This window comes from Microbulbifer sp. SE14, from assembly GCF_059834885.1.
In genome coordinates this window covers 181,583-207,600 of record NZ_JCBAJA010000006.1, presented here as the reverse complement: position 1 = coordinate 207,600, position 26,018 = coordinate 181,583, and the positions used below count along the sequence as shown (strand labels likewise).

29 protein-coding genes are annotated in these 26,018 nt (G+C 62.9%); 22 read left to right on the top strand and 7 right to left on the bottom strand.

Going from position 1 to position 26,018, the window contains the following annotated elements; all coding sequences use genetic code 11:
- The 3 genes from AC6R19_RS06660 to AC6R19_RS06650 all read left to right on the top strand — a co-directional run.
- Window positions 1–1,858, top strand: a 1,858-nt coding sequence (locus tag AC6R19_RS06660) for a hypothetical protein (protein ID WP_500579008.1), incomplete at its 5' end; no start/stop codon positions are given.
- Between the two features lie 16 nt (window positions 1,859–1,874).
- On the top strand, window positions 1,875–2,687 hold the full coding sequence (locus tag AC6R19_RS06655; protein ID WP_500579007.1) for an immunity 49 family protein: 813 nt from the start codon (window positions 1,875–1,877) through the stop codon (window positions 2,685–2,687).
- 68 nt (window positions 2,688–2,755) lie between these two features.
- A complete protein-coding gene (locus tag AC6R19_RS06650) occupies window positions 2,756–3,718 on the top strand; it encodes a pentapeptide repeat-containing protein (RefSeq protein ID WP_500579006.1) in 963 nt (320 codons plus the stop codon).
- Window positions 3,719–3,790: 72 nt separating this feature from the next.
- Here AC6R19_RS06650 and AC6R19_RS06645 read toward each other — a convergent pair whose 3' ends face one another.
- On the bottom strand, window positions 3,791–4,177 hold the full coding sequence (locus AC6R19_RS06645) for a YchJ family protein (RefSeq protein WP_500579005.1): 387 nt from the start codon (window positions 4,175–4,177) through the stop codon (window positions 3,791–3,793).
- Window positions 4,178–4,367: 190 nt separating this feature from the next.
- Here AC6R19_RS06645 and AC6R19_RS06640 point away from each other — a divergent pair, with 190 nt between their 5' ends.
- The 3 genes from AC6R19_RS06640 (at window position 4,368) to AC6R19_RS06630 (ending at window position 8,101) form a co-directional block, all read left to right on the top strand.
- Entirely contained in the window at window positions 4,368–4,919 is a 552-nt protein-coding gene (locus AC6R19_RS06640; RefSeq protein ID WP_500579004.1) for an HNH endonuclease family protein, read from the top strand.
- Between the two features lie 66 nt (window positions 4,920–4,985).
- Window positions 4,986–7,721, top strand: a complete 2,736-nt coding sequence (locus AC6R19_RS06635; protein WP_500579003.1) for a DEAD/DEAH box helicase — start codon at window positions 4,986–4,988, stop codon at window positions 7,719–7,721.
- Window positions 7,722–7,801: 80 nt separating this feature from the next.
- The gene (locus AC6R19_RS06630; RefSeq protein WP_500579002.1) at window positions 7,802–8,101 is read left to right on the top strand and encodes a hypothetical protein; all 300 of its coding nucleotides are present in this window, start codon (window positions 7,802–7,804) and stop codon (window positions 8,099–8,101) included.
- A 77-nt stretch (window positions 8,102–8,178) separates the two neighbouring features.
- Here AC6R19_RS06630 and AC6R19_RS06625 read toward each other — a convergent pair whose 3' ends face one another.
- Window positions 8,179–8,481, bottom strand: a complete 303-nt coding sequence (locus AC6R19_RS06625) for a DUF6471 domain-containing protein (protein WP_500579001.1) — start codon at window positions 8,479–8,481, stop codon at window positions 8,179–8,181.
- A 136-nt stretch (window positions 8,482–8,617) separates the two neighbouring features.
- Between AC6R19_RS06625 and AC6R19_RS06620 the strand changes: the two genes are divergently transcribed.
- The 7 genes from AC6R19_RS06620 to AC6R19_RS06590 are packed head-to-tail and all read left to right on the top strand — an operon-like array spanning window position 8,618 to window position 13,677.
- Window positions 8,618–9,022 carry a DUF2170 family protein gene (locus tag AC6R19_RS06620; RefSeq protein ID WP_500579000.1) on the top strand — a complete coding sequence of 135 codons (405 nt, stop codon included), beginning with the start codon at window positions 8,618–8,620 and terminating at the stop codon, window positions 9,020–9,022.
- Entirely contained in the window at window positions 9,019–9,714 is a 696-nt protein-coding gene (locus AC6R19_RS06615; RefSeq protein WP_500578999.1) for a PspA/IM30 family protein, read from the top strand. Before AC6R19_RS06620 ends, AC6R19_RS06615 begins: the two co-directional genes overlap by 4 nt.
- An 18-nt stretch (window positions 9,715–9,732) precedes the next feature.
- A complete protein-coding gene (locus tag AC6R19_RS06610) occupies window positions 9,733–10,791 on the top strand; it encodes a potassium channel family protein (RefSeq protein ID WP_500578998.1) in 1,059 nt (352 codons plus the stop codon).
- Entirely contained in the window at window positions 10,776–11,426 is a 651-nt protein-coding gene (locus AC6R19_RS06605; RefSeq protein WP_500578997.1) for a YjfK family protein, read from the top strand. The genes AC6R19_RS06610 and AC6R19_RS06605 overlap by 16 nt, the downstream gene beginning before the upstream one ends.
- Window positions 11,427–11,457: 31 nt before the next feature.
- A complete protein-coding gene (locus tag AC6R19_RS06600) occupies window positions 11,458–11,874 on the top strand; it encodes a DUF350 domain-containing protein (RefSeq protein WP_500578996.1) in 417 nt (138 codons plus the stop codon).
- A 12-nt stretch (window positions 11,875–11,886) separates the two neighbouring features.
- Window positions 11,887–12,495 carry a DUF1190 domain-containing protein gene (locus tag AC6R19_RS06595; RefSeq protein WP_500578995.1) on the top strand — a complete coding sequence of 203 codons (609 nt, stop codon included), beginning with the start codon at window positions 11,887–11,889 and terminating at the stop codon, window positions 12,493–12,495.
- A 15-nt stretch (window positions 12,496–12,510) separates the two neighbouring features.
- Entirely contained in the window at window positions 12,511–13,677 is a 1,167-nt protein-coding gene (locus AC6R19_RS06590; protein WP_500578994.1) for a glutathionylspermidine synthase family protein, read from the top strand.
- A 167-nt stretch (window positions 13,678–13,844) separates the two neighbouring features.
- Here AC6R19_RS06590 and AC6R19_RS06585 read toward each other — a convergent pair whose 3' ends face one another.
- Window positions 13,845–15,473 carry a hybrid sensor histidine kinase/response regulator gene (locus AC6R19_RS06585; RefSeq protein WP_500578993.1) on the bottom strand — a complete coding sequence of 543 codons (1,629 nt, stop codon included), beginning with the start codon at window positions 15,471–15,473 and terminating at the stop codon, window positions 13,845–13,847.
- Window positions 15,474–15,628: 155 nt separating this feature from the next.
- Here AC6R19_RS06585 and AC6R19_RS06580 point away from each other — a divergent pair, with 155 nt between their 5' ends.
- From AC6R19_RS06580 to AC6R19_RS06565, 4 genes are all read left to right on the top strand, one after another.
- Complete coding sequence (locus AC6R19_RS06580) at window positions 15,629–15,946, top strand: helix-turn-helix domain-containing protein (RefSeq protein ID WP_500578992.1); 318 nt, start codon at window positions 15,629–15,631, stop codon at window positions 15,944–15,946.
- A gap of 134 nt (window positions 15,947–16,080) precedes the next feature.
- Complete coding sequence (locus AC6R19_RS06575) at window positions 16,081–17,538, top strand: amidohydrolase (protein ID WP_500578991.1); 1,458 nt, start codon at window positions 16,081–16,083, stop codon at window positions 17,536–17,538.
- A gap of 26 nt (window positions 17,539–17,564) precedes the next feature.
- Entirely contained in the window at window positions 17,565–18,851 is a 1,287-nt protein-coding gene (locus AC6R19_RS06570) for an amidohydrolase family protein (protein WP_500578990.1), read from the top strand.
- 190 nt (window positions 18,852–19,041) lie between these two features.
- On the top strand, window positions 19,042–19,437 hold the full coding sequence (locus AC6R19_RS06565) for an MAPEG family protein (protein WP_500578989.1): 396 nt from the start codon (window positions 19,042–19,044) through the stop codon (window positions 19,435–19,437).
- A 182-nt stretch (window positions 19,438–19,619) separates the two neighbouring features.
- On the opposite strand, the gene AC6R19_RS06560 is transcribed toward AC6R19_RS06565, so the two are convergent.
- The 3 genes from AC6R19_RS06560 to AC6R19_RS06550 all read right to left on the bottom strand — a co-directional run bounded on the left by AC6R19_RS06560 (window position 19,620) and on the right by AC6R19_RS06550 (window position 21,431).
- The gene (locus AC6R19_RS06560) at window positions 19,620–19,931 is read right to left on the bottom strand and encodes a YebG family protein (RefSeq protein WP_500578988.1); all 312 of its coding nucleotides are present in this window, start codon (window positions 19,929–19,931) and stop codon (window positions 19,620–19,622) included.
- A gap of 280 nt (window positions 19,932–20,211) precedes the next feature.
- On the bottom strand, window positions 20,212–20,829 hold the full coding sequence (locus tag AC6R19_RS06555) for a LysE family translocator (protein WP_500578987.1): 618 nt from the start codon (window positions 20,827–20,829) through the stop codon (window positions 20,212–20,214).
- Window positions 20,829–21,431, bottom strand: coding sequence for a DUF924 family protein (locus tag AC6R19_RS06550; protein WP_500578986.1), 603 nt, complete (start codon window positions 21,429–21,431; stop codon window positions 20,829–20,831). Before AC6R19_RS06550 ends, AC6R19_RS06555 begins: the two co-directional genes overlap by 1 nt.
- Before the next feature lie 194 nt (window positions 21,432–21,625).
- Here AC6R19_RS06550 and AC6R19_RS06545 point away from each other — a divergent pair, with 194 nt between their 5' ends.
- The 4 genes from AC6R19_RS06545 (at window position 21,626) to AC6R19_RS06530 (ending at window position 23,755) form a co-directional block, all read left to right on the top strand.
- Entirely contained in the window at window positions 21,626–21,913 is a 288-nt protein-coding gene (locus AC6R19_RS06545; RefSeq protein ID WP_500578985.1) for a hypothetical protein, read from the top strand.
- Between the two features lie 74 nt (window positions 21,914–21,987).
- Window positions 21,988–22,800, top strand: coding sequence for a DUF6249 domain-containing protein (locus AC6R19_RS06540; RefSeq protein ID WP_500578984.1), 813 nt, complete (start codon window positions 21,988–21,990; stop codon window positions 22,798–22,800).
- Between the two features lie 21 nt (window positions 22,801–22,821).
- The gene (locus AC6R19_RS06535; RefSeq protein WP_500578983.1) at window positions 22,822–23,376 is read left to right on the top strand and encodes a sigma-70 family RNA polymerase sigma factor; all 555 of its coding nucleotides are present in this window, start codon (window positions 22,822–22,824) and stop codon (window positions 23,374–23,376) included.
- Window positions 23,369–23,755 carry a hypothetical protein gene (locus AC6R19_RS06530; protein ID WP_500578982.1) on the top strand — a complete coding sequence of 129 codons (387 nt, stop codon included), beginning with the start codon at window positions 23,369–23,371 and terminating at the stop codon, window positions 23,753–23,755. The genes AC6R19_RS06535 and AC6R19_RS06530 overlap by 8 nt, the downstream gene beginning before the upstream one ends.
- Window positions 23,756–23,855: 100 nt before the next feature.
- On the opposite strand, the gene AC6R19_RS06525 is transcribed toward AC6R19_RS06530, so the two are convergent.
- Window positions 23,856–24,329 (bottom strand): LEA/WHy family protein, encoded by a 474-nt coding sequence (locus AC6R19_RS06525; RefSeq protein ID WP_500578981.1) that lies wholly within the window; start codon window positions 24,327–24,329, stop codon window positions 23,856–23,858.
- 102 nt (window positions 24,330–24,431) lie between these two features.
- Here AC6R19_RS06525 and AC6R19_RS06520 point away from each other — a divergent pair, with 102 nt between their 5' ends.
- A complete protein-coding gene (locus AC6R19_RS06520; protein ID WP_500578980.1) occupies window positions 24,432–25,601 on the top strand; it encodes a dipeptidase in 1,170 nt (389 codons plus the stop codon).
- Window positions 25,602–26,018 lie beyond the last annotated feature (417 nt).

Sequence of the window (26,018 nt, the reverse complement as noted above, 5' to 3'; positions counted from 1 at the left end):
CGGCAGCACACCGCGCATCCGCACCGGGCCGGATGCGGCGGCGCCCCGCCCGCAGGGCGGCGACCCGGCTTCCACTCCAACCGCTGGCAGCGGCGGCGGTCGTCTCAGCCGCACGCGCGAGCGGCTGCAGGGGGCGGGCCGGCGCCTCGGCGAAATGCGCGATGCGGCCTTCTCGCGCCTGGAGATCTCCGACAGCAACCGGCTCAGCCAGCGGGTGCAGGGTGGCTTCGACACGGTGGAGAACTGGTTCGCCGGGCGCGGCCGGCCGGCCCCGGGCGGCGAGGCGCCGGGGCCCGCACGACTCGCGGATACGGCTGCGCCCCCCAGAAGTGCGGACACCGGGGGCCAGCGCACGCGCAGCGACGGGGACGCCGGCGCGGCCCGGGTGGAATCGGGCAGTGGCCCGCCGCGCAGCAGCGCGGGCGATGGCGACAGCGGCAGGGTTCGCCTGGAAGCGGACGAGAACCTCAGCCAGCCCCGCAATCCCGATGCGGATCTGGTCGCGCCCGGTGCCTCGCGCCGCATAGACCTCGGCGGCAGCGAGCACACGGTGGCGGCCAAGCGCGCCGAGAACGGCGATGTGATTATCGCCATGTGTTCGGGTTGCTCGCGGATGTCCACCACGCTGCGCATGCTGGCGCGGCAGATGCCGAAAGGCGGACCCACCAGGCCGCGGCTGCACAAACTGGCGCGGCAAGTGGAGGCCCTGGAAGTCAAGATCAGGAACGGTGAAATTCCGGAGCCGGAAATCCCCTCCCGCGTAGCGGAGATGGCAGAGCAGATTCGCGCCGTCGCCGATTCCTATCCGAGTACGGTGCGCCGCGCCCTGGCGGAGGAGGATTTTGATCCGGAAGTCATCGCCGCCCGGGAACAGGCCCGCATCGACAATGAAGCCGCCTTCGATCGGGTGGAGGAGCACCTGGGCGAGCCGGTGCCGCCGCTGCCGGACGCACTCGCCGACGACTATGTGATTGACTCCAACGGTGTCGTGCGGCGCAAGTCGCCGAAGGAATCCCGGGTGCAGCTCACCAACCGCGACGGCTATCTGGAAGTGGCCGCCGGCCGTGTGGACAGAACCCCGACCCTGGACGCTGAAGTGAAGCGCAGCGGGCTCACCAGGTCGGAAGCCGCGGAGCTGGAGCGGCTGCGCGATACCCCCAGGTCCCGCCGCAGTGAGGCGGACAACGAGCGTATCAGGGAACTGCGCAACAAGAGCGAGGCAGTGGACCTGAACAAGAGGGTGGGGGCAGACCTGGGTGAGGTGGAACCCCTGGCAACCCCCCTGTCCAACAGCCAGCGCCGCAGGATCGAGGCGGAAATCCGCCAACTGGAACAGAAGACCCACAACCAGCGGACAGCGAAGCAGAACGAGCGGTTATCCGAACTTCGCGCAGAACTGGCCGGCGATGCGCTGCGCCAACGCCTGGACCAGAATATTTCCCAGGGCCAGCGCAACAAGGGCTCGGAGGCGCTGGGGGAGCTGGCTGCGGACGAATTCATCGGGCGCGCCTTCCCCAGTGCCAGGAAAGCCTTCCAGGGCGAGGGGGCCGGCCAGCTGGATGCCGTCTATCGCAATGCCAGTCCGCCGCCGCGATTTATTATCGCCGAGGCCAAGGGCGGTTCCGCCACCAACACCTCCACCCGGCAGGTGGCCGGTGAGCGGTTGCAACAGGGGCGCTCGGATTACCTGCTCGACGTGCTGAATGATCCGCGAAGCGTACACAATATGCCGGCGGACTTGCGTCGCCAGTTGATTCAGGCCATTCGCAACAATGAAATCCGCTATCTGGAGGTTTCGCAGAAAGTGACGAATGAAGGCAACCTGGGTAGTATCAAAACCCGCGAATATATTCTGTAAGTGACAGGAGCCAAAAATGATAAAGGTCAAGGCCCACCAGTTGAAATTTCCCGATGCCGATGGGGAACTGGAATTTGTTGCAGAAGAAGTGGCGCAGGCTCCCGGCTATATAGGTAAAGATCCGAAAAACCTCGGTGTATTTTTTACAGAAAGCCTGCGTCTTTTGGGGTTTCGCTTTTTCCTCAACAAGCCCCAGGCAACGCAGCTGGAAGCCCTGCGACTTGCCTGCGAATACGGTGTGGGACTTTTCCGCCGGGGCTCCGCCACTCCCGATGAAACCGTCACTTTCGATGCCGCCGGCCAGAGTATTTCCGTAGCAGGAGGTACCAGTGAATTCAATACCGCACCGCGCTGGCTTTCGGCCTATGGTGCGGCCATGGCGCTGCGCGATACCGACGCCGCCGACAGCCTGGCCGGTTACAACCCCATTGATTTTGAAGGCAGTTACGACCAGTACCACATCGCCATCGCCTGCGCGCTGATGGCGGAACACAACGGAAGTGCAGATACCGCCGCTGTCTATGAAGAGGCGGTAAAGCAGGCGCAGAATGCCAGCATGTTCCCCGAGTGGGGTAAAAAAGTCGGCCTGCCGCTGGCGCGCATGGCCCGTGCGGTCTATGAAAAAAAATCCGATGGCTTCAGTGAACTGGTGGCGGAGGCGCTCGAGGGCTACGCCCAGCTCTATGGCCGCAAAGGCGAAAACCACCTGGCGGAAGCCGTCCTGCCCCTGACCCACATAGGCCTTTGTGCGCGCGCGCTGGATCGCGGTATGACGCTGGAAGTGGAGAGTGACTACCTGCCGGACTGGATGCTGAAAGGGGATTTCTGAGTAAAAGTGAAGGCGGAAACCCGGATGCCCGGATGCCTGTAGAGGCAACCACTGTCACTGGAGCGGCAATGCTGAAAAAACTTACGGAGTATTGGCGGGAGGGCACCTGTGCCCGGGACCTGCAGTTTCAGGATGGCGACCTGGGGGGGGCACAGTTGCAATCCCTGCAGGCGGACGGCCTGCAAATCCGCGGTTGCAACCTGCGGGATGCGGATTTCAGCCGCGCTCGCTGGCGGCACTCTGCCCTGGCGGATACCGATGCCACGATGAGCCGCTGGCGCGGAGCCGCACTGCGGCTGTGCTCTTTTGAATCCGTCAACTTCAGTAAAGCCGATTTCACCGGCGCGGCGCTGGAAAACAGCACCGCAAGCGGCTGCAGCTTTCGCGGTGCGTCGTTTGCCGGCGCCTCCCTGGTGGACAGCGACCTGTCGCGCTGCGATCTGCGCGAAACGGTTTTTACCGATGTGGACGCGAGCGGCGCCTGCCTGCGGGGCGCGGACCTGCGCGACGCGCGGCTGGCGGGGGCGGATTTTTCCTATGCCGACCTGCGCGGTGCGGACTTCAATGGCACCGACACTTCCGGGGCGGATTTTACCGGCGCCGACCTGCGCGGTGCGTTGTTGGAAAGTAATACGGACGAGCCCGGGGAACCGGATGCCGCTGCCGCCTTGCCGCCGGGGTTTGGCGAACTGGCCCAGTCCGTCGGCCCCCTGCTGGCGGAACTGTTGCGCGCCGGCCGCGACAGCGGCGCCCTGGAGCGGGAGCTGGCCGACCAGTTGCAGGCGCAGCTCGGCCCGGTAGAGGACAATCCACAGCTGCGCGACGCCGTGGCGGCGATGCTGCATTGCGCCGGAGATATCGGTGTCGCGCCACTGATCAACGCATTGGGTGAGGAGAGTCCGCCGCGAGAAGTGGCGCAGATGCTGGAAAAACTCCGCGGAGACTTCGGGTTGGGGGAGGGCGCCACCGCGGAGGATCTGCTGGTTTCCCTGTGCGCGTCCCTACAGGGCAGTAGCCGCGTGTCTGAATGACCCGAAGCGCAGGTCACCGGCTGCCTTGGCTGCTCCCCAGAGATACTGCGGCGGTCGGCACTTGCGCGGCGTTTACGGCCAGCCCGGCAATGGTTCCACATAGACCCAGCGCTTCCTGTGCAGCTTGAACAGCGATACCTCGTGCATCGAGTGCTCTATATCGTTGTCGAAATACCAGGCCCTGAACTCCACCACCGATTTCTTCAGCCCCTGCTTGCTCCGGATCACTTCCAGCCGCGTCCACTGTGTCTGCAGGTCATCCGCATCCAGTTCTGGGCAGGTATCCGGGTGCCAGCTCTTGCGCAGGTAGGGCAGGTTGCCGGTGGCGAAGGCGCTGAAACGGCTGCGCATCAGGGCCTCGGCGGTATTGGGATAGGCCCGGCCGGAAAGGTAGAGATCGCAGCAACTGCCGAAGGATTTTCCGGAGCTGCAGGGGCAGGGTGCATTTGTCTCAAGCATGGGTAAATCGGTGGCCGGTGAGATATGGTCAAAGCGGTATTGTGGCAGGCACGCCCCCGTAAAACCAATATCCTGGCCGTTCGGCTAGACGAGCCTTGCCCTTCGGGATGCAGTCTTCAGTGAATTGATCGATATTCCGGTAAATCGAATTTGTGTACGATTGTGCCAATCTTTGATTGGTAGTAGTCGTATGCGTATTCGATCAATTCCTCACCATTTTGTTGTTCTTTTGTCCCTCCTCGCCGCTGTTCCGGCAGCGGCGACTTCCTACGAGAGATCCGAGTGGTTGCCGCGCTGGTCGGACTTCGACGGCGATTGCCAGGACACCCGCCACGAGCTGCTGATTCGCTACTCCCTGGCGCCGGTCACCTATACCCGCGCCGACAACTGCAAGGTGGCCACCGGCCTGTGGCTAGACCCCTACACCGGCAATTTCTACAGCAAGGCGTTGGACCTGGATGTGGAGCATATAGTGCCGCTGAAATGGGCCCACGAGCGCGGCGGCGCCCACTGGAGCCGTGAACAGAAGCGGAGGTTTGCCGAGGACCCGGACAACCTGTGGCTGGTGGACGACGGCCACAACCAGAGCAAGGGTGACCGCGGTCCCGATGAGTGGATGCCGCCCTATGCGCCGGTTTCACGGATCTACGTACAGCGCTTTATGGCCATAGTGCAAAAGTACGGCCTGCAGCCAAGCCTGGCGGAGGTGAGCCGCTTCGAGGCGCTGGCGGCGGGCTCCTAGCCGCTGTCCCGATCGGTTTATTCTGTTTACACTGCCGGGGCTCCAGTTAGTCGACCGATTGCCAGCATGCAGCAGAGCCCCCGCAAATTAATCGAGTACTTCCGGCGCTGTTATCGCGCCGACAGCTACGATCTTTCGATTTCCAATATCGGAAAAATCCCCGGGAACCGGCGTCTCTTTATCGAGGGCGAAGACGCCCTGGCCAGCGGCCAGCTGCCCCGAATTCCCCTTGTCGGCGAAGTCGCCGAGGGCCTGTTGGAACAGGCGGACAGCTATCGCCGGGAGAAGCGCTTGGTGTACGGCTGCTTTATCGTCACCGGGACTGCCGCCGGGGGCTTTTCCGGCCGGCGCAAACTCTGTGCCCCCCTGCTATACGCCCCCGCAAATCTCTACCGGGACGAGGATCTTTTCCTCGAGGCGGACGCCTCCGATGTGCGCGCGAACCTGCCCCTGTTGAGATTGCTGTTGAAGCCGGATGTGGATTCCGCGGCGGTGGACGGCTTCCCGGTGCCGCAGTGGCCGCTGGATTCCGGACAGATTGGCGCCATGGGGCGCTGGCTGCAGAAAAATACGCTCCTGCAGGAGATAGAGGAGTTGGGGCGCTGGCCGCGGTTGCAGGGAGCCGACGCCGTTTCCAAAAGGGCGAAAGGGAGCAGTCCTCGGCTCACCACCGCCTGCTGCCTGCTATTGGCGGATCGCTCGAAAAGCGTTCGCGGCGTACTGCACGAACTGGCGCAATTGGCGGAGGCGGATACCTATTCCGATCCGCTCGGCGCAGTGCTGGGAGTCCCGGCTGGCGCTGCGCGAGGTGGCACCAGCGCTCCGGAAATGCTGCCGGGGCTTTTGAGCGAGGCGCAGGTCAGGGCGCTGCGCAATGCCGCCCGCTTTCCACTCAGCCTGGTTTCCGGGCCACCCGGGACCGGCAAGAGTTTTACCATCGCCGCCATGGCCATCGACAGGATGCTGCAGGGGGAGTCGGTGCTGGTCGTTTCCAGGACTCCGCAGGCGATCGACGTGGTCGGCGGCAAACTCAAAACCGATTACGGCCTGGGAGCTGGCTATGTGCACGCCGGGGAGCGGGGCTTCCTTTCGAGCCTGAAGGCGCACCTGGACGGGCTGCTGAAGGAGGGTGTGGAACAGCCGCCGGAACCGGCGCGCGGGCTCCGCGCGCAACTCCGGGCCAGCCGCCGCCGGCTCCGCAGTGCGGAGCGGCGCTTCGACCGCGCCCTGCGGGCCGCGCGGCGACTGGGCGGGGATCGCATGCCCGGCTGGCTGGCGGGCATTCTGGTCGCGCTCTATCGCCCGCTGCTGCGCACGGAAACCCTGTGGGGCTTCCAGGATTCCATCGGTGACCTGCGCAAACGCTTTGAGACGCAGGCTGCCAGCTATCTCAATGCCTATCGCCTGGAGCGCCTCGCCGGGCTGCTGGACCGGGAGAGAGGCAACCTGTCGCGCTTCAACCAGGCCCTGCGGGCGAGGACGTCGAAGCGGCAGGTGGAGCGCTTCGGGGAAACGGATTTCGATGTAATCCTGCAGGCCTATCCCATCTGGCTGGTGGGCCTGGACGAGGTCAATCGGGTGCTGCCGTTCTACCGCTCGATGTTCGACCTGGTGATTTTCGACGAGTCCACCCAGTGCGATATCGCCAGCGCGCTTCCCGCACTTTACCGGGCCCGGCGTGCGGTTGTGGTCGGGGACGGCAAGCAGCTCAGGCATGTCTCCTTTCTGTCGGCGAAACGGCAGGAGGCGCTGTGGCGGGACTGCGGCCTGGAGGGGGAAACGCCGTCCAGTTACAGCTACAGGGACCAGTCGCTGCTGGACCTGGTGTCCGATGTCATCGGCAGCCAGAGCGCGGTGACGCTGCTGGACGAGCACTACCGCAGCCGCCCCGAGCTTATCGCCTTCAGCAACCAACATTTTTACGACGGGCGCCTGAAAGTGATGCAGGCGAGACCCGGGGCTTCAAAGGGTTCGGCGCTGGAATTTCGTCGCGTCGACGGAAAAAGGACACCCAGCGGAAGAAACTCGGTGGAAAGGGATTGTGTGCTGCAGGAGTTGCGATGCCATATCGAGAAGTACAGCACCTCACCCGTCAAACCCTCGGTGGGCGTGCTTTCACCCTATCGCGAGCAGGCGGAGTTTCTCGATGCGGAGATTCGCAAAGCCTTCTCGCCCGGGGAGCTGCGCGCCTTCTCCCTGCGGGCGGCCACACCCTACGGTTTCCAGGGGGAGGAGCGCGACCTGATGCTGTTGTCCCTGTCCATCGACAGCAGTTCCATTCGCGCAGCCGCCTACCTGAACAGGCCGGATATGTTCAATGTGGCGGTGACCCGGGCCAAGGAGCGGCAGCTGGTATTCCATTCCATCGACGGAAGCGAACTGCCGGTGGACAATCTGTTGCGCCGCTACCTGTCATTCGATCACGGCGCCAGCGGCTCCAGTGCCCAGCGGGAGTTCCTGTGCCGCTTTGCCGATGAGGTCAGTGAATCCCTGGCCGGCGCCGGTATCCATACCTGGATCGGCTTTGCCATCGCCGGCCAGGAGATCGATGTGGTGTGCGAGTGGAACGGCAGGCTGGCCGGTATCGACTTGATCGGCTTTCCCGGGGACTTCGTCGGGCATTTCGGCGTGCAGACCTACCACGCCCTGCACCGGGCGGGTATCCATGTGGTGCCGCTGCCCTACCGGAACTGGCGGCGGGACAGGGACGGCTGCGTGGAGAGGCTGCTGCGGCTCCTGCGCGGCGGGAGCAAGGCGGGCGGGCTCGGAGAGGGCCGGGAGGTCGCGGAACAACCCTCATAGGCGCTGGGGGCGGTGGATGAGACTTGCGCCACAGCTGCTATGCTTGAGAGAGCTAGTGCTGAGAAACTTCGGGTGCGCTTATGTGGCAGTGGTTGCTCGCCGTCGGTCTGCTGGTACCTGTCTCCCTCGGTGCTCAGACGATTACTATCGGCCCCGACCTGGGCGGCGGGCAGAGCCCGACCCTGAGTTTCTGCCAGCAGCGCTTCTACGAGGAGGATGACGGTCGCCTGTTGTGCAACTGGGCGGTCAATTTCAACTTTGCCTGCTTTGTTTCCTATCCCAGCAACAAGGTGATCCAGGCCGGGGCCAAGCTCTCCGAGCCGGAAGTGGTCGGCGAGTGCGACAACGGCGAACCGGTGATCAAGTTGTATCACTATTGAGCGATTCTGCGGCCGGCCGGTGGGCCTTGGCCTCTTTCACACCGCCGGCTGAAATCCTCTACTCCGGATAACCCCCATCACCGGCTGTTTCGCTCCGGGCTTTGCAGTTCCCGCGCCTCTTTGAGAATATCGGGCATTGCGCTGTCCTCGACGCCGAGCACATCGATGATGGCCGCCAGCAGGTCGGCGGAAAACATGCATTTGCTTACCTTGCTGCGCAGGTTTTCCGGCGTTACCGAGATGCCGCGGTCGGCGAGGGCGCTGGCGAGATCGCTGTAACGCACCCCCTTCAGGGCCATAGAGGCGCGCACATAGCGGGCGATCGCCCGCTTGTAGGGAGCCAGTGCGCGCTGGTTTTCCAGACTTTGTTTGTGGTCCATGGTATCCCTCTTGCTGTTGTGACCCATGATAGCCTGATGTGGTCTATATGCAACAAACATGTTTGATGTGCTATTGACGATAAATATTTAACTGCTATATTCGTGACCAATATTCCACACGTGAAAGGGAGTTGAAATGACCTGGAACAATGAAAACCTGCGGCAACTGGCCGAGCAGCACCCGGACTGGGTGGTTGAGGCAGAGGGAGAGTGCCTCAGTGTCTCCAACGATGAGGGGGTCGATGCCTTCGTCTACGTCGGCGAAAAGCAGATAGTCGTCGAGACCATCCTGTTTTCCGTCGACGAGGTGGAGGACGAGGCCGCACTGAACAAACTGATACTGCAGACGCACCAGTTGGTGCCCCTGACCACCATCGCGATCAAGAACATCGGCGGCGAGAACTATTACGTTGCCTTCGGTGCCCTGTCCGTGGCGAGCAGGGACGAAGTGGTAATCGAGGAGATCGAAACCCTGTTTGCCAATGTGGGGGATTTCCTGGATCTGTACTCGGAGCATTTTGAGATGGAGGGTGTGGCATGAGCCTGAGAAAAATCTGGACCGCTCTGCGGGGCGCGGTGAACGAGGGAACCGAGGCGATCGTCGACAGCCAGTCCATCCGCATCCTCGACCAGGAACTGCGCGATGCCAAGTCCGAGCTGAAAGCCTGCGACGAAAACCTGACCAGGATCATGGCCAAGCGCAAGCTGGCCGAGAACAAGGTCAATTCCCTGCAGGCGGATATCGACAATTACAGCAGCCACGCCATCGCTGCCAGCGAGAAGGGTGACGAGAACCTGGCGATCGAGTGCGCTGAGCGCGTGGCCGAGTTGGAGTCGCAGCTGGAAGTCGAGCAGGGGCTGCTGGATGGTTTCCTCAATTCCGAGCGCTCGCTGAAAAGCAATATCGCCAAGGCCAAGGCCAATGTGCGCCGCATGGAGCAGCAGATCGACCAGATCAAGGCGACCGAGTCGGTGCAGAAGGCCCAAGTGGCGGTGTCCACCCGCCACATGGGGGCCAACAGCAAGGTGAAGACCGCGCTGGACAGCCTCGAACGCATCAAGAGCAAACAGCAGCAGCGCGCGGCGGAGCTGGAGGCGGCGGAGGAGCTGGCCGCGGATGAGAGCGGTTCCAGCCTCGATGCCAAGCTGAAGGCCGCCGGCATAGCGCCGGGCGGCAAGGTCAGTGGCAGCGACAAGCTGGCACAGCTGCTGGCAAGCCGCGAAAAGGCCTGATCCGTGTTGCTGTATAAAATGCGACGCCTCTTGGCGTCGCTTTTTATTAGGGCCAACGCCTCAACGGTGGTCCTCGCGGTTGCCGCCTATGTAGCCAGTTGCTACCTGCTGTTGAATATTGCCGGGGAGAGCGAAATTGTCGCCCCGGAAAATTTCTTCTACTGGCTGGTGGTGACCGCGTCCACCGTGGGCTACGGGGACTTCTCCCCGGCCACGGCGGCCGGCAAGCTGGCGGTGAGCGTCTGGGTGATCCCGCTGGGGTTGAGCCTCTTCGCCATGGTGATCACCCGGGCGGGCTTTGCGATATCGGAATTTGCCCATCGCGGAAAGAAGGGTTTGCGCATGATCAATCACGAAAAACACACGGTAATCATCGGCTGGAACGGCGCGCGCACCCTGCGCCTGATCGAACTGCTGCTGTCCAAGACCAATGGCAGTGCGGCGGAGATAGTGCTCTGTGTCGAGGCGGATATCGAAAACCCGATGCCGGGCCGGATCGAATTTGTGCGCGTGGAATCCTTCGCCCACGCCGAGACCATGCAGCGGGCGGCACTGGATCGCGCGGCCTGTATCATCATCGACAATCCGCTCGACGACGTGACTCTCACCACCGCGCTCTACTGCGACAAGGTGAGCCCCAACAGCCACAAGACCGCGTATTTCCAGGACGAGACCGTCGGTGAACTGCTGCGCGCCCACTGCCCGAACATCGAGTGCATTCCCTCGGTGGCGGTGGAGCTGCTGGCCAAGTCCTCACTGGATCCGGGCTCTGCGCGCCTGCACCGGCAGTTGCTCGACAGCACCTACGGCATGACCCAGTACAGCGTGCAGTATCGGGGCGAGGCGCCGCTGCCGGTGGGCGGGCTTTTCGATCATTTCAAGCACCAACTCGCGGCAACCCTGATCGGTGTGCGCCGCGCCGGTGAACAGAAGATTGATATCAATCCCGGCCTGGATGAGCGTGTCGTTGCGGGGGATACGCTGTATTATATTTCCGCCGAACGGCTGGACGAAAGGCGCTGTTTCGATATTGAGGTAACCGACAGGGAAGGTCTCGGCGAATGTTTGCCAAGCTGATCAAGAAAATCAAAAAGTCGGCACCCGCCGCGCAGACGCCGTCCATCATGGGGCTGCGCCTCGGTGCCAGCTTTGAGGTGGACCCGCTGGCGGTGCGCCTGGTGCTCGACGAACTGACCATCGAATCCTGCTCCCCCACCCAGATCATCAAGGCCGCCGGGGTTGTCGATCTCGACGGCACCTGGGTGTACCGCTTTTACACCGACGACGACGCCTGGCTGCAGGTGGTCGCCGAGGGCGGCAACCGCGATGAGCATGTGGTGGACGTCAAGCTGTTCCATTTCTACGACACCCGGGATATCGCCTCCGAGCAGGCCTGGAACACGCTGTTGGAGCGGGAAATGGGCCGTCCCAGCTACGAACTGCAGGGCCGCACTTACCAGCGGGTCTGGACGGCGGCGGGGGACTACCACAATCCCGTCCATATGGCCGAGAAGACCTACGGAGAGGAGGGCGGCCATTCCACCACCGACCAGTTCACCATGCTGTTCGAGCGGGAACTGTCCGACCGCCGCACCGAATCCCTGTTCCTCTCCGCAGAGGAGAAACTGGAGGAAGCCGGCTACCTGAGCCGCTGCCTCGTTATCAGTACCGGGATTTCCCTGACACCATCACAACTGACCATTCACGGATAACTCATTTACATATAACCAAGGAGAAGACTTCATGGACCAGCCGTATGATTTATTGACTGGTATCCTGCATTTTGCCGCCTATTTCGGCCTGTCACTGGTTTTCCTGATCGCATTCAAGTTCCTCTACACACTGGTGACTCCCCACGACGAGTGGAAGCTGATCCGTGAAAACAAGAACACCGCCGCCGCTATTGGCTTCGGTGGTGCGATACTGGGATTTGCCATCGCCGTGGGCGGCGCCGCCAGCAACTCGGTGTCGCTGGTGGATTTCGCCACCTGGGCGGTGATCGCGCTGGCAGCCCAGCTGCTGGCCTTCGCCATCATCCGCTTCGGTTTCATGCCGCGTATCGTCGCCCGGATCGAGGAAGGGGAAGTCAGTGCGGGGGTGATGCTGGCGGCTATCGCCATCGCTGTGGGTGTACTCAACGCTGCCTGTATGAGCTACTGAGTGGGAGGCACAATGAAACGTACCCGGACCATCAATCTCGGACGCATGCGCAAGGCGGCCGGCGGCCGTTTCCCGGTACGCCCGCTGGCCCTCGGCGTGGCCGCCGCGGCACTGGTCGGCTGCACGCCGGACCGGGAAGTCGTAAAAGTGGTCACCTCGGTGCAGGACTGCCAGGACCAGACCCAATTGGACGAACAGCAGTGTGAGGCCGCCTATCAGAAGGCTCTCGCCGAGGCGGAACGCACCGGTCCCAAATATGCGTCGCGCGAACTATGCGAAGTGGAGTTCGACGGCTGCCGGCAGGCCGCCAGCGGCAGTTTCTGGATGCCGCTGATGACCGGCTTTATGGTCGGTTCCATGTTGAATGATCGCGACCGCCACTACGGCTACTACAACCCGGTCTACCGCTATTCGCGCCCCTACTCGAACTACTACGACCGCCTGATGACCGCCGACGGCGAGGTGATAGGCCGCTACGGAAAGCCCTCCTATACCGTTGATCGGTCCAGTACCAAACCCAAGCCCACGGTGACGAAAACCGTATCCCGCGGCGGCTTCGGTTCGGTGGCGTCGGCCAAGTCCAGCTGGGGCGGCGGGCGCTCCGGTGGCTGGGGAGGCTGACCGGGAGGTAATGGGATGCTGCGAATGCCCATCGGCGAGCGCCCGCACTGGAAGGCGCGGGCGCGTGAGTTCGGTTTCGGTTTCCACACCATGTACGGGGAGCCCTATTGGGATGAAAGCGCCTACTACCAGTTTTCCCTGGAGCAGATAGAAAGGGATATCGAGGCACCCACCGAGGAAATCCACCAGATGTGTCTGGAGGTGGTGTCCAGGGTGGTGGCGGACGACGAACTGATGCGGCGTTTTCGCATTCCCGAAACCCACTGGGAATTTGTGCGGGATTCCTGGCGCAATGGCGACCCCAGCCTCTACTCGCGCCTGGATTTCGCCTATTCCGGCAGCGGGCCGGCGAAGCTTTACGAAAACAACGCGGACACGCCCACCAGCCTCTACGAGACGGGTTTCTGGCAGTGGCTGTGGCTGCAGGACAATGTGGACAGGCGTACGCTGCCCCTGCAGGCGGACCAGTTCAACAGCCTGCAGGAAAAGCTGGTCAACCGCTTCCGCGACCTGCAGTTCCTGACCCCGGGGCGCGCGCTGCACTTCGCCTGTTGCAAGGACACCGACGAAGACCGGGGCACCGTCCAGTACCTGGAGGACTGCGCCCGCGAGGCGGGGATCGACAGCCACTTTGTCTATGTCGAGGACATAGGCCGCGATGCCGTGGGCCGTTTTACCGACCTGCAGGACCGCGTGATCACCTGGATGTTCAAGCTGTACCCCTGGGAGTTTATGTTCCGCGAGGAGTATGGGGAATTTCTGCGGGGCAACAATATTCGCTGGCTGGAGCCGCCGTGGAAGGCGATCCTGTCCAACAAGGCGCTGCTGCCGATGCTGTGGCGGCTTTTCCCGGGACACCCCAACCTGCTGCCGTCTTTCTTCGAGGATGAGCTGGATAGGGCTACGGGGCTGGAAGCCCTGGTCAGGAAGCCGATCTTTTCCCGCGAGGGGGCCAATATCTCGATTGTGCGCGCTAGCGGGGCCGAGGCCCTGTCCGACGGCCCCTATGGCGAAGAGGGCTATATTTACCAGTCCCTGCACCCGCTGCCGAGATTCGGCCGCAATCACACCCTGGTGGGCAGCTGGCTGGTGGACGACGAGGCGGCGGGAATGTCGATCAGGGAGGACGACAGCATGATCACCCGGGATATGAGCCGGTACCTGCCCCACGCAATCATCTAGCGCAACTACTCACCCCCGTGCCACTAAGCCGGCCATGGGAAAAAGCCTCATCGGTCTGTTTACCAGCTGCAGGCGCTTTTCCCGGACGGCCCCCGGTAGCAGGGCCTTCGGATCGAGTTTCGATATTCTTTTCGAGACCCGAGGGTGAGTAGTTGCCATCTGGCGTTCTATCGCGGCTGCAACTGCCCGCCGGCCACCATGGCTCCGATCTTTTCCTGTAACTGCTCGTAGGTAAAGGGTTTCTGGATGCAGTCCAGGATCCCGTCCGCAAGTATTTCCTGCACCTTGCTGTCGACGCTGTAGCCGGTGGACAGTATCGCCTTGATGTCCGGGTTGATACGCTTCAGGAAGGCGAACAGCTGCTGGCCGTCCATGCGCGGCATGATCATGTCCAGTAGCACCAGGTCGACATTCTCATAGTGCTGGCGATAGTAGCTGATCGCCTCCTCGGCGCCGGCAAAGGCGACCACCTGGTGGCCGTGCATCTCGAACAGGGTTTTCGAGTAGCTGCGCACTATGGCCTCGTCGTCCACGACCATAATGCGGATCGTCTGTTCACTGCCGGTGCGCCGGGTCTCGGGCCTGGCGTGTTTCGCGCAGTCCTTGATGATCGGCAGGTAGAGATCGAAGCTGCTGCCTTCGCCCTCGCTGCTGCGGCAGCGTATCGCCCCCTTGTGCAGGTGGGTGGTGCCGTAGACCGCGGCCAGTCCCAGGCCGGCGCCGCGGCCGCTCTCCTTGGTGGTGAAAAAGGGCTCGAAGATGCGGCGGCGCACCTCGGCGGACATGCCGGTGCCGCTGTCGCTGACATTGATCAGCAGGTACTGGCCCGGCTCCATCTCGAAATCCGAAATGGTGGTCGGGCCGTCGAAGGAGATATTGCTGGTGGCAAATCGCAGAGAGCCGCCGTTGGGCATGGCGTCCTTGGCGTTGATGCCCAGGTTGAGCAGGGCGCTTTTCAGCTGCGCTGGATCGCCCATCACGTGGGGGCGGCTGGCGCCCAGCTGTTGCCCGATATGGATGCGGCGGTCGATGGTGCGCTCCAGCATGGCGCAGACGTCGCGGATGATTTCGTGGGTGTTGCACTCGCTCAGCTGGTAGTTGCCCTTGCGCGCGAAGGTGAGCAGCTGCCTGGTCAGTTCTGCGGCGTGGTGTGCCGTGGTCAGTATATGGGTGCTGTATTCGCCGATACGCGGATCGCGGGTCAGCTGCTGTATGACTTCGGCATAGCCGATAATGCCGTGGATCATGTTGTTGAAGTCGTGGGCGATGCCGCCGGCCAATTCGCCGATTGCCTGCATCTTCTGCGCCTGGCGCAGTTCCTCTTCCAGCAGTCTCTGCTTGGTGATGTCGGTGCCGATACTCAGCACGCCGACGGTACTGCCCTGTTCGTCGGTAAGCAGCTTGTTGGTCCAGGCGATCCAGACCCGCTCGCCGCTCCTGGTGATATTCTCGTTGACGTTGTAGCGGTGTTCTTCCGGGTGGTTGCAGATATGCTCCATCAGCGGGCGCAGGTCGCGGCCGGTGGTCTCGCCTGCGGGAACAATGGTTCCGACCACATGCTGGCCGATGATTTCGTCTTCGCTGTAACCGAAGAACTCCTGGGCGTATTCGTTGAAGAAAGTGATGATGCCGTTCCTGTCCCAGCGCAGGATGATGGAGTTTGCGTGTTCGACAAGTTCGCGGTAGCGCTCTTCGCTCTTGCGCAGGGCTTCATAGATATGCCGTGGGTCTTGCGGGCGGGGAGGGGAGCCGGTGGCTTCCCGTTTAGGAGATTTATTTTTTTTGCCTTCTTCCATTCATCCTTCCTGGACGTTTTTTCGTCAGGAATTCCATCATGAAGCGACGATAAAGTCTAGCGCGTGAAGAGCGCTTTTGGGAGGAATCGCACATTTTTTACCTTTCGCTGAGGGGCTATAATTTTCCACCAGTTGCACACTGGATATTGCCGAAAATGGATCCGATCGAGCCGCGAAAGCCGCGGGAACGCGAACTATTGGAAAGTCTGGGGGAGCACTTCCGCCACTTGCGCCTTGCCCGCAATATTTCCCAGGAGGCGCTTGCCTCCGATTCCGGTGTGGGCCTGAGCACCCTGAAGCGGCTGGAGAGTGGCCGTGGCTGCAATCTCGCCGCCCTGGTACAGCTGCTGGCGGCGCTGGACTGCGATGACCGGTTCGAATCATTTTTTGCTCAGCTGGCCAGCGATGCGGCGGCGGGTGATGCGGACAGCCGCCGGCGCGCCTCCTCGCCGCGCAAGCCCGCCGCCGACTGAAACCGGTCGCTTTGGCCGTTTTGGTAATGGCGAAAGGACGGCAACCTGATAGCATGCAACCGGATATCGATTGACGATAGGGAGGGGGCTTTCGGCCCCGCCCGCTTCGACCACATAAAAATGGAAGACTGACTATGCAGCTGTACTTTCGAACCGGCCGGACCGCCGGGCGCCGTGTTGCCGCCCTGCTCAGCGCCGCGACTCTAATCAGAGCCGCGGCGCTGGTTGGAACCGTGGCGCTCCTGTCCGGTTGCGGGGGGGACAAAAAGGCGGGCGACAGGAAATCCGTGGATTTCGCCCGCCAGGATGCCTTTCCCTCCACCTATTCCATCAGCCAGTCCCGCCCGGTGCTGATCCGGGGGGCGACCCTGCTCACCGGCACCGGCGAGCAGCTGGACAACACCGACCTGCTGCTGGAGGAGGGCAGGATCGCCAGGATCGGTGAGGAGCTCAAGGCACCGGAGGGTGCACTGGTAGTGGACGGCGCGGGCAAGTGGGTGACGCCGGGCATTATCGACGTGCACTCGCACCTGGGCGACTACCCGGCGCCGGCGATCGAGTCCTCCCAGGACGGCAATGAGATGACTTCGCCCAATACCGCCGAGGTGTGGGCGGAGCACTCGGTGTGGACCCAGGACCCGCAGTTCGCCCTGGCCCTGGCCGGCGGCGTGACCACCCTGCAGATACTGCCGGGATCCGCCAATCTGTTCGGGGGCCGCAGCGTGACCCTGAAAAATGTCCCCGGCCGCAGCGTGCAGGATATGAAATTCCCCGGTGCCCCCTACGGCCTGAAAATGGCCTGTGGCGAAAACCCCAAGCGCGTCTACGGCGGCAAGGGCACGGCGCCCTCCACCCGCATGGGCAATGTGGCCGGCTATCGCAGCGCCTGGATCGACGCCAGCAAGTACAGGGAGAAGTGGGATAACTACCGCGAGAACGGCGGCGAGATGCCGGAGCGCGACCTGCAACTGGAGACCCTGGCGGGTGTGCTCGCCGGCGAGATCCTGGTGCACAACCACTGCTACCGCGGCGAGGAAATGGCGATCATGATGGATATCGCCGAGGAGTTCGGCTTCCAGATCTCCACTTTCCACCACGCGGTGGAGGCCTACAAGGTGGCCGACCTGCTGGCGGAGAACAATGTCTGCGCGGCCATGTGGGCCGACTGGTGGGGTTTCAAGCACGAGGCCTTCGACATGACCGAGGCCAATATCGCCATCGTCGACCAGGCCAAGGCCTGCGCGATGATCCACTCGGATTCCGCCGTGGGCATACAGCACCTGAACGAGGAAGTGGCCAAGGCCATGATCGCGGGCCAGCGCGCCGGCTTCGATATCCAGCCCAAGGACGCGGTGGTGTGGATGACCCTGAACCCGGCCAGGGCGCTGGGCATCGATGAACAGACCGGCAGCCTGGAAAAGGGCAAGATGGCCGATGTGGTGGTCTGGTCCGGCAATCCGTTTAGTGTCTATACGCAGGCGGAGCAGGTCTTTATCGACGGCAAGCTGATGTACGATCGCGCGGACGAGGCGCGCCAACCGCACAGCGATTTCGAGCTGGGCATTCTCGACGCAGAGGGGGAACGGCTGTGAACGGGCTGTTGAAAAAAAGAGTACTTGTGATTTTCGCCCTGGCCGTCGGGCTGGCGAGCGGCGCTGCGCAGGCGGAAACCGTGCTGATCAAGGGCGGCAAGGTGCATACGCTGACCGATAAGGGCAGTTTTGAATCCGCGGACGTGCTGGTGCGCGACGGACGCGTGGAGGCGGTGGGGCTTTCCCTGGATGTCGATGCCGACCGGGTGATCGACGCCCGCGGCAAGGTGGTTACGCCGGGGGTGATAGCGCCGGTCTCCGAGCTGGGCCTGGTGGAGATAGGCGCGGCCAGTGCCACCAACGACCATGCGGTGAGCGGCGAGAGCATCGGCAGCGCCTTCGATCCGCTGCCGGCCTACAATCCCAGGTCCACCCTGATCCCGTTCAACCGCGCCGGCGGCGTGACCCGCGCGCTGGTCTTCCCGGGCATCAGCCTGTGGGGTGAAAGCGCCGGCGACCCGCAGCGGGTTTTCGCCGGGCGCAGCTTCGCGATCAAGCTGAACGGCGAGTTCGACAGCGTGGTGGCCGAGAACCTGGCGCAGAAGGCCTACCTGGGTGAGGCCGGCGGGCAACTGGCAGGCGGCAGCCGCGCCAGCGCCTACGCCAAGATAGAGAATGCGCTGGCCGAGGCGCGCGAGTACCGGGCCAACAAAGAGGCGATCCGCCGCGGCGACTGGCGCGAGCTGAACCACAGCCTCGAGGACCTGGAGGCGCTGCAACTGCTGATCGACGGCGAGCAGCCGCTGCTGGTCACCGCCAACCGCGCCAGCGATATCCTCTGGGCGATCGAGCTGGCCAGGGAATTCAGCCTGAAGCTGGTGATCCACGGCGCGGCCGAGGGCTGGATGGTCGCCGACCAGCTGGCCGCGGCCGGTGTGCCGGTGGTGATCGATGCGATCAACAACCTGCCCATTTCCTTCTCCAGCCTGGGGGCGCGCCTGGACAATGCGACCCTGCTGACCGAGGCAGGTGTGACGGTGGCGGTCAGCGGCCCCGAGTACGCCTCCACCCACAACGTCTATCTCGCGCGCCAGTCCGCCGGCAATGCGGTGGCCAACGGCCTGCCCTACGAGGAGGCTCTCAGGTCCATCAGTACCAATGTGGCGGAGATCTTCGGTATCGAGGGCGGCGCCATAGAGCAGGGCGCGGTGGCGGATATCGTGGTCTGGAGCGGCGACCCGCTGGAAGTCACCAGCTACCCGGAGCAGGTGCTGATCGATGGCAAAGAGCAGTCGCTGGTCACCCGTTCGACCCGCCTGCGCGACCGCTACCTGAAGCCGAAGAAGGGCCATGAGTTCGGTTACAAATACTGAAAGCGGACCCGAATGGCGCTAAGTTAGCGGGCAGCCGGCACAATGTAAGGCTCTGCCATTGGTGGTCGCCCGGGAAATGTTTGCCGATGAGGCTTTTTCCCGGGCGACCACCGGCGGCAGAGCCGAATCGGAGCCCTTGGCGGCATTCAGGGCAGGCCCCACAATGATCCCCCTGGCAGGAGAAGAATAAATGGCTAATGTAACCGCGCTCTACGCGGGTCTCTGCGCAATCCTGGTCATTGCCCTGGCCTTTCGCGTGGTGCAGTTCCGCCGCGCAAAAAAAATAGGTCTCGGTAATGGCCAGGATCGCGACAACCAGGTTCGGGTGCGGGCCCATGCCAATGCGGTCGAATATATTCCGCTTGCACTGATACTGATGCTGATCGCGGAACTCGGCGGCCTCGCCGCACTCTGGCTGCATATCCTCGGCGGTTTGTTCCTGCTGGCGCGGCTGATGCACGCCTACGGCCTTACCGCGGGGCAGGGCGGCTACCATCCCGGGCGTTTCTTCGGTATTGCGCTGAGCTGGTTGGTGATCCTGATTCTGGCTGCCGTCGATATCAGTTTCGCCGTGATGAATCTGTAGGTATCCCGATCACCGCAATCGTAGGGTGCGCCGCGCGCACCGGAAAGCGCTGCCATCGGCACTGGCTCTGGCGCGGCGCACCCTACGACGAGGCCATTCCAAACGCGCCCAAATAAAAAAGCCCGGCGTAGGGGCCGGGCGCAAAGTACAGGGATGGAAACTTGAAAACTAAGTTTTGAGAACTACTGGTTGGCGGCGAAAGGCGTAACGCGGTCATCCTCCGCTGCCTGCTCTGCTTTTTCTTCTTTCTTCTCTTCCTCTTCCAGCAGCACCTCCGGCTTGCCCTTGCAGGCCTTGGCCAGGTCGTCGCGGCGCTTGGCCAGCAGCAGGCCGATTTCCTCGCCGGCCTCTTCGGAGATACCGTCGATATGGCGCTCTATCAGCGAGGTGATATTGGCGGCCAGTTCCAGCATCTTGTCGTGTTCTTCTGCATCTTTTTTGTTGTCGAACATTGCTCCGTCTCTATCGCATTTCCACACGGCTACTACGGCCATACTCTGCCTCCGGTTATTTTTTCGGCGTTTTGATGGGTCTGTATTTGTGTACAGTATCTGTATAAATATTCAGTGTCAATGGTGGGAGGAGAAATTGTCGGGATTGCGATAAGTGGAGCCGGGGTTGCGGTGGCCCGCCGGCACAGGGTGGTGTGGAATGTCATAATAGCCGTGGCAGTTGGCTGTCTTCCTACCCCCCAACAGGCAGTTAGCTCCGACCCCGCAGTAAGACGTTTTAAGGCCCGCGACACGGGCCTTTTTTTTGCCTGGAAGAAACCGGTTAAATGGTGAGTACCAGCCTCGCCGCCAGGCCGATCAGCAGGACGCCGAACAGCTGCTGCATGCGGTGGCCGGCGGAGCTGCTCACCCAGCTGCGGTTGCGGCCGGCGTAGACGGCGAGGGCAACCAGGCAGTACCAGCCGGCGTCTATGCCCGCGGCCAGGGCGGCCATGCCAAGCTTGGTGGAGAGCGCCTGCTGTTCGGAGACGAACTGGCTGAACAGGGCGGTGAAGAAGACTGCGATCTTGGGATTGAAAAAGGCGATTCCGAACCCCTGCAGCGCCGAGCGGCCCACCGACTGCTGCGGCGCCGGCAACCTGGCGGCATTGGGATTGGGGGCCGGCGCGCGCAGCGCCTTCCAGCCCAGGTAGACGAGCATGGCCGCGCCGGCCCACTGCAGGATATTGAACAGCAGTGGCGAGCGGGTGATCAGCACCGCCAGGCCAAAGGCGGTGAGCCCGGCGTAGATGGCCACGCCGGCGCCGTGGGCCAGGGCGCAGGTGAATCCCTGGCGGAGGCCCGAGGCGGCACTGCGCAGCACTATCAGCAGGCTGGGGCCGGGGGACATGGCGCCCAGGGCGCAGATTCCGGCCAGGGACAGCCAGTTCAGCAGATCCATCAGAAGCCCCCTCCCTGTTCCAGCCACTTCTGTTCCGCCGGCGTCGATTCGCGCCCCAGGGCCTGGTTGCGGTGCGGGTAGCGGCCGAACTCGTCGATGACCTGCCGGTGGGCCAGGGCGTACTGGTAGAAGCTCTCCGCCTGGGCCGCGCCCTCGGCGCCGTTCAGGTAGTCCATGCGCAGGCGGTGGAAGTAGTCCACCGAGCGCCGCTGCATCTCAGGATTCTCGCTGTGCTCCAGGGGCATGCCGAGGAAGGCGCGCTGGTAGAGGCCCATCTCCAGGTCGTCGCCTCTCTTTATGATGCCGAGAGCCACTTCCCGTGCCAGCGGGTCGCCGGCGAAAGCGCGGCTGGTGCCGCGATAGATATTGCGGGTGAACTGGTCGCAGACCAATACCAGGGCCATTTCCCCCTCGAGGGTCTGGCGCCACTGCTCCAGGTCGCCGTCCAGGGCCGCCTCCACCGTATCGCCGAAGTAATCGTCGATCTTGCGGTCGAATTCCTCTCCGCCGGAAAACCAGCGCTGGCGGTGTGCGTCGTCCGGCACTGCATCCAGCTGCGCCCGGCCGAACCAGAAGGTCAGTATTTCTCTGGGTTCCGGCATCGTCTGATGGTCCTTCTGTTCCTTCGCTCGAACGGGGATTATTGCGACTTTCCGGTATGCAGGTCCAGTGGGGATGCCGACAGATGATGGCCCGGGTCGGGCGGGCAATCTCAAAATATTTTCGGCCGCTGCATCCAAAGGCGGCACTGGTGCCGTCTCAAGGCTGTACAAGGAAAATCACCCTGGAGGCAACCATGGTAACCGCAGGATCACTGAAAAAGGTACAATTCTACGCCGGCCTGGCCCTGTTGTTGGGCGCTATGCAGGCCGGGGCCACGGAGCTGAAGCTTCCCCTGGTGGAGGTGCAGCAACAGCTGATCGAGAAGACCGACGAGGCCTTCTCGCGCAAGCTGGAGGAGTGCCGGGAGAAGGACACTGAGGAGCGCGGCAGCCCCCGCTACCCGGTGCGTATCGCCGGCCAGGAGCAGGCGCTTCCGGGCATTCCCGCGCCGCTGGCGGGGACACAACTGGCCGCGCCCTGAGCCGGGAATACAGCCCCGAGCCAGGAATAAGCTTTAGGGACCGAGTTGATAAGAGCACTATCGAGAGCAAAAACATGAGAGCGAGAAATTTTCCCCCCCTGCAGGCCGGCAGCCGCTGGCTGATGGCCCTGGCGATGGCGCTGGGCGCCGCTGCCAGCTGGGCCCAGGAGACCCCGTCCGCAGACGCGGCAATGCCCGAGCCGCCGGCTGCCGCCGAGGCGCCGGAACCCAAGAAGGTGGAGAAGCAGGTGCGCATCACGCGCGACGAGGACGGCACCCTGCGCATCAAGACCCGCGATGAAAGCGGCGAGCGCAGCGAGGTCCAGGTGGATCTCGGCGAGGAGTTCGGCGGTGCCCTGAGTAAGCGCATCATCGAGAAGCTGGAGAAAAAGGGCATTCTCGACGAGAAGGGCCTGATTGCGGAGGAGGCGCTGGACAGCGTGCCGAAGAATATCAGCATCGGCATCTCCGGAGACTTCGACCAGCCTCGCGGTCATCGCGATCACGACGATTTCCCCTTCGATGGAGACATAGCCGTGTTGATTCCCATCATCGCGATCCTGGCGGTGTTCGGTACCCCGATACTGATCGTGTGGCTGGTGACCCGCAACAGCTACCGCAAGAAGCAGCTGCTGATGGATAACATCAACCGCATGGTGGCTGAGGGCCGCGATATTCCGCCGGAGCTGCTGGATGCGATGGAGGGCGAGTCCCCCCGCAACATGAAGGACCGCGGCTTTACTCTGATTGCAGTGGGTTTGGCCATATTCATCTGGCTGAGCATATCCTCCGGCGTGGAGGTCGGCAGCCTCGGCCTGATACCGCTGTTCATCGGTGTCGCCCGCTTTGTCAACTGGAAACTGGATAACAGGCAGCCCCAGCAATAAGGGGATAGGGGACAGCGGTATATGGACCTCAATGACGAGGATTTGATCCGGCGCGTCGTCGAAGACGGGGACCAGCGGGCTTACGCCCAGCTGGTTCGGCGCTATCAGTCACAGCTGCGTTTCTCGCTCCGCCAGCTGTGCGATGGCGACCAGGCCCTGGCCGACGACATGGCCCAAGAGGCCTTTATCAAGGCCTACAAGGCACTGCCGGCATTCCGTGGTGATGCGCGTTTCAGCACCTGGCTGTACCGCATCGCCTACAATCTCGTCATGAGCCACAAGCGCAAGAATGCGCCGGAGATCGACCAGGAGGCGGTGGACAGGGCACAGGCCCAGGAGAGCGTGGAGGAGGCCCAGCAACTGGGCATGGCCCGGGACCTGAATGCGGCCATGGGCGAACTCAGTGACGCCCAGCGCCAGGCAGTGCACCTGTGCATGCAGCGGGGCTTCTCCCACGAAGAGGCGGCCAGTATTATGAAGTTGCCGCTGGGTACGGTAAAATCCCACGTCAATCGCGCGCGGGCCAAGTTGCAGACTCTGTTACAGGCGTGGCGCGAGGAGGTAGTCAATGGATAAGTTCGAACAGCGGCTCGGGCAACGAAAGGGCGGGGCCAATACCTTGAACGATTCAGCGTTGCAGGGCGTAGATCCGGACTTCGACGCCTGGCTCAGCCAGCAGCTGCAGATCAACGAGCCCTATCTGGACAATGACGGCTTCTGCGAGCGTGTGATGGCGCAGCTGCCGGCGCCGTCAAAGCGCGCCGAGCGCCGCGCCACCCGCGTCCAGTACGCGGCGGTCGTGGCCGCCTCGGCCATCGTCGCCTGGCAGTTCCCCTTTGGTGAGGTTCTGGGTGAGGCGGCAAAGCAGTCCATCAGCCTCTACAGCCTGGTGGGGCTGGGTATCCTCTCCTCGCTGGCGGCCATGACCGGCGGCATTCTCGCCGCGCGGCGCTAGCGCCGCCCCACCACAAGGCGTAGGTTGGGCTGAGCGCAGCGAAGCCCAACGCCTGGGCCGGATATCGTTGGGGTTCGCAAGGCTCACCCCAACGTACGCCTTATCTGTATTGATTGAGCCGTACCTCTCCACTCCTGCGCACCGTAATCGACGGCACTATCGACCTGCGCAATCCCAGCTTGGCCTCCAGCTCGTAGGGCACCGTATCCCGGCGGCTGCCGATCAGTTCCGCCGCGGCAAAGATAGACCCCACCAGACTCGCCGTCGCGTCCACCACGATGTTTTCCTGCCCGTAGGGGGCGATCGGCGGCAGGTTGCTGGAGGTTCCGGTAATCACCTTGTGGCCCGCCAGGCTCAGGGTGTAATAGAGGCCCGACAGCGCCAGCTCGGAATCGTTGGGATTGAACACCCGCAAGTGGATGCGGAAGCGCAGGTCGTTGCCCGGCCCCGGTGGGAGAGGCTCCAGCGCCGTGACCTCCACTTCCGGCTTCTGGAAATTCGGCGAGAGTACGGCGCAGCCGCCGAGTAACAGGGGCAGCAGAACGAGCAGGATAGGGCGATAGAGTCTTGTCACAAATGGTCCTTGGTATTTTGTCGAACGGATATTTGTTCTTCCGGGGGCGGCGGCGATAATCCACCCTGTCGAATAATAAACAGTAATAAGCGGAGAGCCACCATGAAGAAACGCCTCGCGGTTTTGACCACACTGGCCCTGGTGTCGTTCGCAGCCTGGAAATGGCTGCTGCTGCCTGGTGTAGAGCGGAGCATGAACAAACGCTCCGGCCCGGAATACCCGCCGCTTTCGGAGCGGGCCGCGGCCCTGCACGAGTCGCTGGTCATCGGCGACCTGCACGCTGACAGTTTCCTCTGGGCTCGCGACCTGCGGGACGAGGCCGACTACGGCCATGTGGACCTGCCCCGGGCGCACCGCGGCAACCTCGCCATACAGGTCTTCACCTCGGTCACCAAGTCACCCCGCGGACAGAACTACACCAGGAACTCCAGTGGGGCCGGCGACAACATCACCCTGCTGGCCGTGGCCCAGGCCTGGCCGCCGCGCACCTGGAACAGCCTGCTGGAGCGGGCCCTCTACCACGCCGGGCGGGTCGAAGACCTGCAGGGCGCAGCGCCGGAGCAGCTGCAGATAGTGCGGTCTGCCGCCGACCTGCGCCGGGTACTCGAAGCCCGGGCCAACGGCGGCGGGCAGCTGGCCGCCATCCTCGGTATCGAAGGCGCCCACCCCCTGGAAGGCGAACTGGACAATATCGGCCGCCTCTACGACGCCGGCTATCGGGTGATGGGCCTGCAGCATTTCTTCGACAACCAACTCGGCGGCTCCCTGCACGGTGAGAGCGGCGACGGCCTGACGGATTTCGGCCGCGCCGCGGTGCGGGAGATGGCGCACCTCTCCATAGTGATCGACGCGGCCCACTCCTCGGAGCAGGTGGTGCGCGATCTGCTCGGCGAGGTGGAGCGCCCGCTGATCGTGTCCCACACCGGCCTGAAAGGCATCTGCGACTCGCCGCGGAATATCAGCGACGACCTGATGAAACAGATTGCCGCCCGGGGCGGGTTGATCGGCGTCGGTTACTGGAAAGGCGCCGTCTGCGACAACAGCCCGCAAAACATCGTCAGAACCATCCGCTACGCCATCGACCTGCTGGGGGTGGAGCATGTCGCACTGGGCTCCGACTACGACGGCAGTGTGACCACCGCCTTCGATGTGAGCGAGCTGGGCCTGCTGACCGGGGAAATGCTGAAGCAGGGATTCACGGAAGCGGAGATCCGCAAGGTGATGGGCGAGAACCTGCGCGATTTCTTCCTCGCCCAACTGCCGCAAACCTGACCCGCCCGTCTCTGTACCCCTATCTGCGGTAGACCTGCCTGGTACCGAAAACGGGCGGCCTCAAACCGGCCGCGCGTCGACAGCGCGGCTGCGATCAACTTTCCAGCAAATGGGAATCAGCGAATTCGGGCTTCCCGCAGGCCCGTTTGCGCTGCTGAAACCTTTTTCGACGGGTTCGCTGAATTCCTCGACTATAGTGATGTCAGCCGATAGTCGTGCGACGTATCAAGACGTTGTGGCGCTATCGCGGTTAAAGAACTGTCTCGACTGAATGGCACTAAGTTAAGACCTCGGGTGGGCCTGCTACCGGGGGTTCTTTGCGGGACACGCCGTGAATACATCCCTGTAGGCTTGTCCGCGAGGTCCCTCTCGCAGACAGTCCCGCAAAGAACCCCCGGCATCAGGCCCTTCGCGTCA